Genomic DNA, 12,066 nt, shown 5'->3' with positions numbered 1-12,066 from the left:
TTCTTGGTCCGCGGCTCGGGCCGCCGACGTCAGTGACGAGAGCTGTTGTGCCTCAACCCAACGGGTGCGTCCATACGCGCACGCCGCAAGGTTTCGGATGGCAGTTCTGCAAAATGGCGCTCGTAGGCGCGGGCGAATGAGATGCCGGAAGCCGTGACGCACGGCGAGGTGATAATTCCGTCACGCGGATCGTGAGATGATTGAGGTCGCGCCGCGCGATTGAACTTGATCGCCCAATCGATGATGCAGGCGGGAACAGAGTTAGGCGTCAGCGCGTCCGGATACGTTGATGCCGGCTCTGTGCCGAGGAATGCGAGCAGCACGCCGGGATCCATGCCCATTGCCGGATCGGCGCCGAGTCCTGCCGGCGCTGCACGAATGCCTGCGAGCAGGCTGGACGCAGCACGACGCACTTATGCTGCGCGCTCCATCGAAGAATGGAACTATATCAAAAGACAAAGGCCGGGCGCGAGGCCCGGCCAGTCCGACCATGGCGACCGGATTGCTCCGATCCTGAGAACGCCATTGCAGACAATCGATCGATCAGCCGCCGTTCAGCTTCGTGGTCAGGGTCGTGAAGATGCCTTCCAGGGTCAGTCCGAGCTTGTTGAGAATGGTGATGATCGCGAGCGCGATGCCGGCCGCAATCAGGCCGTACTCGATCGCGGTTGCGCCCGATTCATCTTCGTAAAATTTGAGAAGCAATTTCCGCATTAATTCCCCTCCGCCGTCCGGCAAATGGCCGCCGGACGATCTCCGCGAAACTACGGAATGGAACCTAAGGTAGTGTGAACGAGGTCCAGCCAAGTTTCGCAACTTTGCCGTTCATGTCGAAAACTTCAGTTGCAGCAGGGTCCGCTGCACGCGAACGGGATCACGGCGGCACCCCGGCTGCGCGCAGCGCCTCCGCATAGGTTGTGGCGAGCATTCCGGCCGGAAACGGGATCCGTTCGAGGAACCCGGACACGGTGAGATCCGGTTCGAGGCTCAGAAGTTGACGCGCGACCTCGCCGGCGCGCGACATCTCACCGGTCCCGACCAGGGCCACGATCAGGACGCGGAGCGCCACAGCGAAACGGCGGTTCTGCGCCAGCGCGATCTCGGCCCATCGAATGGCACCTGCGAGATCGTCCTCCGCCACCGCGCAGATCGCCAGCGCTCCGGCTGCGAACCAGCCCCGCGGATCGCGCGGGTTCAGCCGCCGCGCCCGTTCGATCATCGCGCGGCCCGTCGCCGGCTGTCCGGCCATGATCTCGATCCACCCGCTCAAGGTCAGCGCCATGGCGGAGTTGGGGTTGATGGCGAGCGAGCGCCTGAACAGCTCGCGTGCCGGGGCGATGTCGTCGGCCATGTTCCAGATCGCGAAGGCCGCCATCCACAGCACCTGCGCGTCGCTGGGCGCACGCTCGCACGCCTGCCACGCCCGCGCGACGGCGGCCGTGCGATAGGTCTCGTCCGGCGCGCTCCAGCCCTGGAAGTGGCGCAGCGCCTGACAATAGGCCCAAGCCGCCATCGCGGGCGCGCAGGCGGGATCGATCGCCAGCGCCTGGTCCAGACACGCGATCGCCGCCGCGAGGCTGTCGGGCGTGAAGGCGTCACGCAGGCTGGCGGCGCGCAGCAGCAGATCGTAGGCGTCCGGATGCAGCGGCGGCGTGGCGCGGCGCCGCTCGCCTTCCGCCAGCTCGAGCGTCGGCTCGATCGCCGCCACGATGCTTTCGGTGATGCGGTCCTGCAGCGCGAACACATCGTCCAGCTGGCCGTCGAAGCGCTCCGCCCACAGATGTGCGCCGGATGCCGCATCGATCAGCTGTCCGTTGATGCGCAGGCGGGACCCTGCGCGGCGCACGCTGCCTTCGAGAACGTAGCCGACGCCGAGCTCGCGTCCGACCGCACGGATATCGACGGCCTTGCCCTTGTAGATGAAGGAGGAGTTGCGGGCGATCACGGCGAGGCCGCTGCAGCGGGACAGCGCGGTGATGATGTCCTCGGCCATCCCGTCGGCGAAATAGTCCTGCTCCGGATCGCCGCTCATGTTGGTGAACGGCAGCACCGCGATGGCGGGTCCGTCGAAGGCGGGTGCGGCCGAAACTGCCGCCGGCGTCTGCACTGCGTCCGCCTGCTCATGGACTTCCCCGACGAAGCGGACGCCCTTGCGCGGAATGGTGCGGATCAGGCGCTGCGCCTCGCCGCTGTCGCCGATCGCGCTCCGCGCGGCGCTGATGCGGCTCGCCAGCGTCGCCTCGGAGACGATGCGGCCGCCCCACACCTCGGCGAGGATGTCGTCGCGGCTGACGACGCGGTCGCGCGTCCTGATCAGGAACGCGAGCAGGTCGAACACCTGCGGTTCCATCGCAACCAGGTCGTCGCCGCGGCGCAGCTCGCGGCGGCCGGGATCGAGCACGAAATCGTCGAAGCAATACACCACATGCACCGCCCTGGCCGCCGCGGCAGCCGGTTTCACCCTCGCGTCACGCGATCCGCAAAATCAAGCCGGCCTCAAGGAAAAATCAATGCCTCCTCCAAGCGCCGCGCGGATGCATGGCGCACAAGGACCGCACATCGGAACCAGGAGCCTCCGCCATGCCGACCGTTCTTTACCCCGACCGCCGCCGTTTCCTCACCCTTGCCGGAACCGCCGTTGCGGCCTTTCAACTCGGCTCCAGCGCTGGGCAGGCGCAGAGCTTCAAGTCGGCGTCGAAGTTGCCGGCGATCCGGCCGGGGGCGGGGACGTCGCTCGGACCAATCAAGCAGGTCACGGTCGGCGAGATCAGCATCGGCTATGCCGAGACAGGTCCGGCCGACGGTCCCGTCGTCATCCTGCTGCACGGCTGGCCGTACGACATCCACAGCTTCGCCGACGTCGCGCCGGCGCTGGCCGCGTCCGGCCATCGCGTCATCATTCCGCATCTGCGCGGGTACGGCACGACGCGGCTGCTGTCGCCGGCCGCGTTGCGCAGCGGGCAGCCGGTCGCCGTCGCCGCCGACATCGTCGCGCTGATGGACGCGCTCGCGATCAGGACCGCGACCCTCGCCGGCTATGACTGGGGCGCGCGCACCGCCAACATCATCGCGGCGCTGTGGCCGGAGCGGTGCAGGGCGATGGTCTCGGTCAGCGGCTATCTGATCGGCAGCCAGCAGGCCGGCCGCATGCCGTTGCCGCCGGCCGCCGAGCTGCAATGGTGGTACCAGTTCTACTTCGCGACCGAGCGCGGCCGCGAGGGCTACGACAAGAACCGGCGCGACTTCGCCAGGCTGATCTGGCAGACGGCCTCGCCGAAATGGGCGTTCGACGACGCCACCTTCGCGCGCAGCGCCGCCGCCTTCGACAATCCCGATCACGTCGACATCGTCGTGCACAACTATCGCTGGCGGCTCGGCCTCGCGCAGGGCGAGGCGAAATATGATGCGCTGGAGGCGAAGCTCGCGACCTTTCCTGACATCACCGTGCCCACCATCACGATGGAGGGCGATGCCAACGGCGCGCCGCATCCAGCGCCCGAAGCCTATGCCAGGAAGTTCACCGGCCGCTACGAGCACCGGCTGATCACCGGCGGCATCGGCCACAACTTGCCGCAGGAGGCGCCGCAAGCGTTTGCGCAGGCGGTGCTCGACGTGACGGCGAGCGCGTAGCGCCGACGATCTCAGGCGGGAGCGCGTTGCTTCCCTTGACGTTGCAGCCACGTCTCCCGCCGCACGATCCATTGCTCGGAGCGGGTCTCGCCATTGTGGTGCGCGACCTCGATGAAGCCGACGAACTCGGCGCCCGTCTTCTGCTTGACTCGCCGTGACGCGACATTGGTCGCGACGTTGCAGACGGTGAACTGATCGAGGCCGAGCGGACCGAAGGCGAAGTCGTTCACGGCGGCGATCGCCTCGCTCATCAGTCCCCGATTCCAATAGGGCTCGGCGAGCCAGAAGCCGCGATGGCCCTTCACCGACTTCATGCGCGGCCGGAAGTGAATGTTGCCGATGGCCTCGCCGTCACTGTCGCGCAGCACCAGCACCCATTGATAAAGCTCCTCGCCGGCTGCGATCCTGTCGAGCTGCAGCCTGACGAAGGTCTCGGCGCCGTCGGGAGGATAGGGCCACGGCACGACGGCCGCGAGGTTGCGGATCACGTTCCAGTTGTCGAACTGACGCTGGATCGCCGGCGCATCGGCGAGGGCCAGCGGCCGCAGGATCAGACGGGCGGTATGCAACGTGGGCGTGAGCATGACGCCATGCTGTCGTTTACCAAGCTCGTTTGCAAGCCGGGGTTGCTACGCCGTCTAACTCGCATGTCATTGATAATTCGCATCGCGCTCCGCCATTAAGGTTGCCAGGAACTTTCACGCCCGGACTGGAGCCCGATACTTCCACAACGTTGCATTGCAGTGCATGAATCGAGCACACGCAACCTGCGCGAATGCAGCGCGCGTACAACCGTCGCAGGAAACTGCGCCGGCTCGGGCTCAGGGTTGCGCCCGAACGTCAACCATTCGCTTGCCGCGAGATCATCACGCAGATCTTGGGCTGGCGCGATTCGGGGTGTCGTGGACATGAAGCGCAAAGCGGCGGATCGTCAGTTACGTCGTCTGCGGGCGGAGCAGAGCTTCGATCCGCGCACATGGCGCGATCGGCAGCTCGGCCGGGCCGTGCCGTTCTACGGCTCGCAGCTGTTCCAGCTCGGCTGCCCGCCGCTGGCGTCGTTCATCGCCGCGTTCCTCGGCTGCCTGATGAGCCTGCATCTGAGTGCAGCCGGGCTGTCGCCGCTGATTGCCTCGGCGGCGGCGGCTTTGCTGCTGTGCGCCTCGCTGATCCTGACACGGACCGCGGATCTGGTGCCGAGCACGTTCTTCTCGTCGGCCTATGGCGGCAGCTTCGTCGGCATGACTCCCGTGGCGCTGTTGAACGCCAGCGTCATTCGCGCCGGCCTGCCGCTCGACGCTGCCTTCGTTCTGCTCTCGCTGTTCTGTGGACTGATGTTCTGTCTGGGCTGCGCGCTCGACATGTGGCTGCGCGGCGGGCTCGCGCGCGGTTATGGCGGACGACTGGGCGCGCTGGCGGCGGTCGCTTCGTTCCTGTTCGTCGGTCTGGCGCCGCTGCTCGGCGCCGAGGGCGAGCTGTTTCCGATCGCGCGCCGCGGCGCCCTGGAGCAGGGGCTCGGCGGCATCGCGCTCACCTTCGCGTTGTGCTCGGTCGGCATGCTGGCGACGATGGCCGCCTTGCGCTGGGCGCCCGTGGCAGGGTCGCGCCGCGCGGTGCGCATCTTCGTTGCGGCGACCGTGGCCTTTGCCGGCCTCGTGGTGCTGCAGCTCCTGCCCAGCGACGCCCCCGATCTCGACGCCTATTCTGCCGGTTGCTTCGTCGGCATGTCGTCGTCGCGGCGGCTGCGCAGCCTGCTGCAGGCGATGGCCGCGGCGGTGCTGCTGACGGCTCTGCTGATCCTCACCGGTCCCATCCTGCCGAGCGTCGGCGGCAGCCTCGGATACATCGCCTTCGTCTCGGTCATCTTCGTGGATGCTGCGGTCCGGCTGTTCGTCGAGGCAGGGGAATCGCCGTGGCAGACCGCCCTCGCCTGGACGCGGGGGCTCGTCGCCACACTCGCTATCTTCGCGGTGCTGCTCTCCAGCGAGCTGATGTTTCAGCGGCCGGTGGCGGAGCCCAACGGTCCGTTCGTGAACGCGGACGGGGCCGCTGCGCCGGCGCGGACCACGATGCCCTCACGTGACGAGGATCGGCGCGACGGCATGGTGCCCGGCGAGCCGGCCTCGGCCGCTGCCACAGCGCCGGATCTGCCGCTTCAGATCCTGGATCCGCAGGGCGCCAATCCGCTCGCCGCGCGGCGCCCGAGTGAGCCGTCCCAGCAGTCCGCGTCGCCGGCCTCCGCAGGCCCGTCCCGGCGGATCGCTCGCGACGGTCAGGCCGTGGGCGTCCTAGCTGCGCCGCCGAAGCGCCACCAGACGCGGGTGGTGCCGCACGCGACGGCGCGACCGCGCATCGTGGCCCGCCATGAGGTGCAGCCCGCGCCGGAGTGGCGGCCGGACCCGTCGACGTTGGCGGGGCCCTGACGGGCCGCGAGCATTTTTGCGGCCATAACCCGACTCGGCCATACCTCCGCACGCGTTTTGCCATGTTTTCACTGCATCGTGCACACAGCGGTGCTTAGCGGATGATGCAGGCCCCGTCCGGCTCTTGTCTTCTGCTCGTACGTCAGGACGCAAACGACGTGGGATCTTTCGCCCGCATCGCGGCTGTCGTTCGGCGTCGGGAGGAGGTGAGGGCCGAGCCGATCCACATTTGGGGGTGGTTCGTAGATGCAGCAGGCGTTTGATTGCGCGCCATACCGGACGGGCCTGCCGGTCCTGTTCCAGCCGCGCCCTCAGCGGCGGCGTTCTGATCTCCCTGTTGCGCTTGTCGTGGCCTTCGCCGGCGCCTTTCTCGGCTGTCTCGCCACGCTGCATCTGAGCGCGCTGGGCCTGTCGCCCGCGCTCGCCTCGGCGGCGGTGACGGTCGTGCTGTGCGCAGGCCTGGTCGTCGCGTCTCCGGACAACCTCGCCGCGACCACGTTTTCGTCCTCGGTCTACGGCGGCAGCTTCAGCGGCATGACGCCGATCGGACAGCTCGGCGAAAGCGTCGCTCGTACGGGATTGCCACAGGAGGCATCGCTTTATCTGCTGTCGATATCCTGTGGCCTGCTGTTCTGCATCTTCACTGCGATCGAAACCCGGCGGCGCGTCGTGCTGTTGCAGGGCTATGGTGGTCGGCTCGGCCTGTTGGCTGCGATCGGATCGCTGCTGTTCGTCACGCTTGGGCCGTGGCTCGCCGGACAAGGCGGATCGCTCCGTCTGGGGCATCTGAATCAATTCGATCAGGAGCTCGGTGGCTCGCTCGCGATACTTGCCGCCTGTCTCGCCGGGACGTTCCTGACCATGGTCATGCAACGGCTTCCGCACGTTGCCGACGCGGGGCGGGCAGCCCGCACCTTCGTCTCGGCCACCCTGGCGTTTGCCGGAATGGCGACCATGCAGGCGGTGTGGCCCAACGAACGCTGTCTCGTGGATGCCTATTATGCAGGATGTTTTCTCGGGATGTCTTCGCCGCAGCGGCTGTCTGGGCGACTGCAACCGGTCGTGGCCGCGCTGGCCCTCACGGTGGTTCTGGTCCAGGCTTCGACGGTCCTGCCTCTGGTCGGCGGCAGTCTCGGTCTTGCAGCCTTCATTGCAGCGGCCGGCGTCGACGTGGTTTGGCGGACGGGTTGCGCGATGTCTGTCCCCCCATCCGCTAAGGTCGTGCTCGGCCGAAGCATGGCCGTCGCCTTGACGGCGGCGGGGTTTCTGTTGCCGAGCCATGTTTTTCACGGACTGGCCGACGAGACGACGGGCGTTATCCTGTACGAGCCGGCCCCGGCCGTCACGCCCGCTGCTGCGGTCCTGCCTGAAGGGCAGATCGTCGACGCGGCTCCGCCGGACGCAGACTCTCTGGCGCCGGTCGGGCCAGCCGCGGACCTCGATTTGGCGCCCGTCGCCGTCGCGAAGGCCGAGGTCGTTCGGACTGACGCCGTGCCCCTCGCAGTCGCTGCTCCCGAAGTCGGCGAGGTCCCGGCACCGCCGGTCCGGGCCGAACCGTCTCGGACACGGCGTACGAGTCGCACCGTTGTAGGTTTTTCGCCGCCGCCTCAGGCGGATTCGGGCCCCTGGGGCATCGTCCGCGTCGGCGATCCCGGGCGGACCGGAGCTGCCGATGCCCGTCCGGTTCGCGCGAAACCCGCCGCTGTCCGTGCCGTCGTCCCAACATCGGCGACGCCGCGCCCGGCGACGCGCGCCCAGCGTCAGAGCGCGCTGAAGAAGCCGGCGCGGGCGGCCGCGACGGTCGCCCCCGAATGAGGCATTCCTGAATTTGGCGTCAGCCGAACTTGCGCCGCGCGTCGAGCGCGAGCCCGATGCCGACGCTGCCGAGCAGGTCGGTCTCGGCGATGCGCGCCGCCGGAAACAGCGCCAGGATTGCCTGACGCAGCGCCGGCACCATGCTTGAGCCGCCGGTGAGGAAGATGGTGTTGATGGAGGCGGCCCCGACGCCGGCATCGTCGAGCAGCTTCGTCACGGTGCCGACGACGCGTTCGACGGAATCGGCGATGGCGCGGTCGAAATCCTTGCGCGTGAAGCGGATGCGGGCCCAGTCGTCCTTCTCCGACAGCACCGAGGTCAGCGACTTCGCCGCGGTCAGCGCGATCTTGGCCTGCTCGACGCCGATGGCGAGCGTATGGCCGCGATGCTCCTCCACCACCTTGATGAAGCGGTCGACCAGATCGCGCCGCTCGGCCTCGTAGCGGATCTGGCGTAGCTCGCCGATGACGCCCCTCTTGTAGAGCTGGTTGATGCGGTGCCAGGTGGCGAGCTCGTGATAATAGGCCGTCGGCAGCTCGCGCTTGCCGTCGACGGTCCGGCTGCCATAGCCGAGATGCGGCATCACGCTTTTCAGGCTGAGAAGCCGGTCGAAATCGGTGCCGCCGATGTGGATGCCGCCATTGGCGAGGATGTCGTCCTCGCGCTGCGCCTTGCTGCGCCGCTCGGGCGAGACGCGCACGATCGAGAAGTCCGAGGTGCCGCCGCCGATGTCGACGATCAGCACCAGCTCCTCGCGGGCGACCTGCTGCTCGTAGTCGAGCGCGGCGGCGATCGGCTCGTATTGGAACGCGATGTGCTTGAAACCCTGGTCGCGCGCGATGCCCTCCAGCGCGCTCTGCGCCTCCGCGTCGGCCGCGTCGTCCTTGTCGACGAAGCGAACGGGACGCCCGAGCACGACCTGACTGATCTCCCTGCCGAGCCGCGTCTCGATCTGCGTCTTCAGATGCGCGAAGAAGAAGCCGAGGATGCCGGCAAACGGCACCGCCTTCTGCCGGATATAGGTCTTCTCGTGAATCAGCGCGGTGCCGAGGATGCTCTTCAGCGCGCGCATGAAGCGGCCGTCGTGGCCGGTCAGATAGCGCTCGATCGCGCTGCGCCCGAACTGGGTACCGTGATCCTCGAAATCGAAGAACATCGCACTCGGCAAGGTCCGCTGCTCGCCCTCCAGGGGGATGAGCTCTGCGGAGGCGGAATTGCTGAGGCCGACCGTGGTGTTCGAAGTGCCGAAGTCGATGCCACAATGGGCCGCTGCCGCCATGCTCGTCTCGTTTCCGTCCGGGGGGGGGGCGGACCGCTTAGCCGTTCGGCGGCGCGATGTCATCCGCCAATGTGCGGAGCGGTGCGCATGGCAGTCGTCTGGCGGAGAGATGACTGTGCGTCCTGCCTGTCGAAGGTGCAGCCGGGGGCGCTGACGCCCCCGCTGTCCGGTGATCATCCCGCCGGCCTGAACGCCGGTCCCTCGAAGCGCAGCCCGGCTGCGCCGCGTTCAACGCGGTCATGCGCCGCGTGGATGAGGCGCTCCTCGCCGGCGTCGGCCAGGCGGGCGCGGCCGTCCAGCAATGCGGCGAGACGCGCGAGCGCCAGCGCCTTGTTGCGATGCTGGGAGCGGCCGTCGCGCGCGATCGCGACCAGCCCCGTCGGCACGTGAACTGCGCGCACCGCGCTCTCGGTCTTGTTCTGGTGCTGACCGCCGGGCCCGCCGGCGCGAAAGCTCTCGAACCGGACGTCGGTGGCCGCCAACGCCGCCACCTGCTCCGACAGGGGCAGATCGACGATGCCGACGAACCAGTTCTTGCGGCCGTGATGCGGCCGCAGCGGACTGCGGCACACCCAGAGCAGCGAGCCCTGCGTCCAGCGCCGCGCGAGGTCGGCCGCTGTCGGCCCGTCCAGCACGACGATCGCGCTGGCCGGCCCATGCCGGTCGGTCTGCTCTCGCGCGATCGCGCATTCGCAGTCCGCCGCCTCGGCCTCGTCGGCGAGCCGCTGCAGCGCATGCGCGACCGCGATCCGGCATTCGGCCGGACCGCGGCCCGCCGTGAGGAGCAGCCGTCTCATCGCCGGTCCTCCCTGCGCGGCCGCTGGACGGCGATCTTCTTCACCGTCACCAGCGGGCGGAAGCTGGCGACGACGCGCGCCAGCCCGAATGCTTCGAGATCGGCGATCACGCCGGCGATCGGCTTGTAGGCCTCCGGCGCCTCCTCGGCGAGCAGCGCGCGGTCCTCGCAGATCACGCGGCCGCCGAACGGATTGCGCGCGAGACGCTCGCGATCCGATCGCGTGGCGCCGACACGGCCGATCATCGAGCTCCGGTCGAACTTGCGACCGGCACCATGCGCGATCGACCACAACGCCTCCTTTGGCGCTGACGCGAGCGGCGCGACCAGATAGGACAGCGCGCCGCGCGAGCCCGGCACGACGACGAGCCCCTGGTCGGACGGCGCCGCCCCCTTTCGGTGCAACACGCCGTCTGCACGATGCTCGATGCAATTGTGCGAGCACGCGCAGACCGGATCGGCCTCGCAGCGCAGGGCCGTCGCGGCCCGCTGCGCAATCACCTGCCGGTTCAGCGACGCCCAGCGCAGCGCGTGGTCATGCGCTGCCAGATAGGCGTGGCCAGCCTCACTGTCCGGCGCGAGCGGCTTGAGACCCTCCGCAACGTGCCGTTCGAGCAGCGCGTGGCCAACGCCGCGCGAGCCCGAATGCACCAGCAGATGAGCGCGGTCGCGATCGATACCGCAGGACGGATCGAACACCTCCTCGACCGCCTGCAGCTCACAGAAGTGATTGCCGCCACCGATCGTGCCGAGCGATGCATCGAAGTCGGACGGCGCAAGCTGATGAGCTGCGAGCTCGCTCACGATGTCGCCGTCATAGGGTGTGGCGACGTCGCGCAGCCGGTCGGCCGCCTTGTCGACGCGGATCCGGCGCGAAGCGAGGTCGAGCGCGAACAGCGCCATGCCGCAGCCCGCATCGGAGCCGACGAAGGCCGGATGGATGTGGTCGGCGAGAATGGCGCAGCCGACGGGACCGAACTTGCCGGGATGCAGATCCGGCATGCCGGCGACAGCACGCACGCCACAGATGTCAGCCACCGTTTCGAGCTGGCGTGCAGCGGCGCCCTCGATCCAGGAGCTGGACGAGTAGAAGCCGTGGACCGGCGCACGGCCGTCCACGCGATGGGAATTGCCCATGTAAATACCCTGGAGAAAGATAGGGAGAACTGGTCAGGGACGATCAGCGCGCGGACGCACGCATGCCAGACCAAGTCTCGCCTCACGCGAGGATCAGTCCTGGCGGCTCCTGGCGGAGCAACGGATGATCGCAGTCATCGTCTGTCTCCTATGCGGCGGAGCGGAATGCTCGACGCCGGAGCGCGTAGTAATCACATCCCGATCATATTGGCAATGTGCATCATTCAACCGATGTCCCGCTGTGACGTACAGGACACGGATGCCCCGTCGTTTTCGAGCAGCTCGCTTTCTCTCCGTCATTGCGAGGAGCGCAGCGACGAAGCAATCCAGGGCCCCACGCACCACACTGGATTCTTCGCTGCGCTCGCACAGAATGGGTGGCATCGAAGATGGACAACGGCGCATCTGCCCGCAGCCGGCAGATCCAGGCACGTGCATCCTCGCGATCAGAACAGCGCGAGGAAATCGCCGAGGAAATAGATGATGGCCACCACGATCAGCGCGCCCATCAGCAAGAAGGAAAGCTGCACGGCGATCGCGCAGCCGCCCAGGGTCGTCGCCATCGCCGCGACGTGCCGCTCCTCGCGACGCAACTGACCCACGACGCCGAGAATGATCGCAAGCAACCCGAGCGAGACCGCGGCCACCGGCAGTTGCTGGTGCAGGAGGTCGGTCCAGGACGTCTCGCGCACCGGCGCCTGGTAGTCGGCGCCCTTGATGCGCGCCATCAGGCGCTCCTTCACGCGATATCCGACATCGACGATGACCTTGTCGATTGGCGGCGGCGGATCGATCACCGGCAGCATCCAATGCGGCAGAACCGCCGCGACCAGAGCAACAAGCCCGATCACGCAACCGATGATGCCCAGCCGGCGCGACTGAACGATCGTGTCTGTCATGGCTCAAAATCTCCGATGCGGGCGTGCTGCGTCTGCTTCGGTGGCGGCGGAAGGATTGCGAAACGTTAATCTCGTCATCGTCACCGCGGA

General features: G+C 67.8%; 11 protein-coding genes. 3 read left to right on the top strand and 8 right to left on the bottom strand.

The genetic code is table 11. The features are described 5' to 3' along the window. Positions 1–29: 29 nt before the first annotated feature. The 3 genes from QX135_RS11075 to QX135_RS11065 form a co-directional block, all read right to left on the bottom strand. The gene (locus tag QX135_RS11075) at positions 30–413 is read right to left on the bottom strand and encodes a hypothetical protein (protein ID WP_315812412.1); all 384 of its coding nucleotides are present in this window, start codon (positions 411–413) and stop codon (positions 30–32) included. Positions 414–543: 130 nt separating this feature from the next. Next, positions 544–714, bottom strand: a complete 171-nt coding sequence (locus tag QX135_RS11070) for a Flp family type IVb pilin (RefSeq protein ID WP_315736183.1) — start codon at positions 712–714, stop codon at positions 544–546. A gap of 160 nt (positions 715–874) precedes the next feature. Further along, positions 875–2,425, bottom strand: coding sequence for a winged helix-turn-helix domain-containing protein (locus QX135_RS11065; protein WP_316179689.1), 1,551 nt, complete (start codon positions 2,423–2,425; stop codon positions 875–877). A gap of 155 nt (positions 2,426–2,580) precedes the next feature. Here QX135_RS11065 and QX135_RS11060 point away from each other — a divergent pair, with 155 nt between their 5' ends. Continuing rightward, positions 2,581–3,630, top strand: a complete 1,050-nt coding sequence (locus QX135_RS11060; RefSeq protein ID WP_316179532.1) for an alpha/beta hydrolase — start codon at positions 2,581–2,583, stop codon at positions 3,628–3,630. A gap of 11 nt (positions 3,631–3,641) precedes the next feature. On the opposite strand, the gene QX135_RS11055 is transcribed toward QX135_RS11060, so the two are convergent. Continuing rightward, on the bottom strand, positions 3,642–4,214 hold the full coding sequence (locus tag QX135_RS11055) for a GNAT family N-acetyltransferase (RefSeq protein ID WP_315736185.1): 573 nt from the start codon (positions 4,212–4,214) through the stop codon (positions 3,642–3,644). A 324-nt stretch (positions 4,215–4,538) separates the two neighbouring features. Between QX135_RS11055 and QX135_RS11050 the strand changes: the two genes are divergently transcribed. After that, positions 4,539–6,050 carry a hypothetical protein gene (locus QX135_RS11050; protein WP_316179534.1) on the top strand — a complete coding sequence of 504 codons (1,512 nt, stop codon included), beginning with the start codon at positions 4,539–4,541 and terminating at the stop codon, positions 6,048–6,050. Positions 6,051–6,398: 348 nt separating this feature from the next. Further along, positions 6,399–7,865, top strand: a complete 1,467-nt coding sequence (locus QX135_RS11045; protein WP_316179536.1) for a hypothetical protein — start codon at positions 6,399–6,401, stop codon at positions 7,863–7,865. 19 nt (positions 7,866–7,884) lie between these two features. Here the strand turns inward: QX135_RS11045 and QX135_RS11040 are convergent, their stop codons facing one another. The 4 genes from QX135_RS11040 to QX135_RS11025 all read right to left on the bottom strand — a co-directional run bounded on the left by QX135_RS11040 (position 7,885) and on the right by QX135_RS11025 (position 11,976). Continuing rightward, positions 7,885–9,144, bottom strand: a complete 1,260-nt coding sequence (locus tag QX135_RS11040) for an Hsp70 family protein (RefSeq protein ID WP_316179538.1) — start codon at positions 9,142–9,144, stop codon at positions 7,885–7,887. Between the two features lie 173 nt (positions 9,145–9,317). Then, positions 9,318–9,941 (bottom strand): peptide chain release factor H, encoded by a 624-nt coding sequence (gene prfH / locus QX135_RS11035; RefSeq protein ID WP_316179540.1) that lies wholly within the window; start codon positions 9,939–9,941, stop codon positions 9,318–9,320. Continuing rightward, positions 9,938–11,077: an RNA ligase RtcB family protein gene (locus QX135_RS11030; protein ID WP_316179542.1), complete on the bottom strand. Its 1,140-nt coding sequence runs from the start codon at positions 11,075–11,077 to the stop codon at positions 9,938–9,940. Before QX135_RS11030 ends, prfH begins: the two co-directional genes overlap by 4 nt. A gap of 446 nt (positions 11,078–11,523) precedes the next feature. Continuing rightward, positions 11,524–11,976 (bottom strand): hypothetical protein, encoded by a 453-nt coding sequence (locus tag QX135_RS11025; protein ID WP_315783027.1) that lies wholly within the window; start codon positions 11,974–11,976, stop codon positions 11,524–11,526. Positions 11,977–12,066 lie beyond the last annotated feature (90 nt).

It is taken from the genome of Bradyrhizobium sp. SZCCHNR1098 (genome assembly GCF_032489375.1).
GTDB lineage: Bacteria > Pseudomonadota > Alphaproteobacteria > Rhizobiales > Xanthobacteraceae > Bradyrhizobium.
Note: the sequence above shows the minus strand (reverse complement) of the source record. Positions and strands in the feature narration are given on the sequence as shown.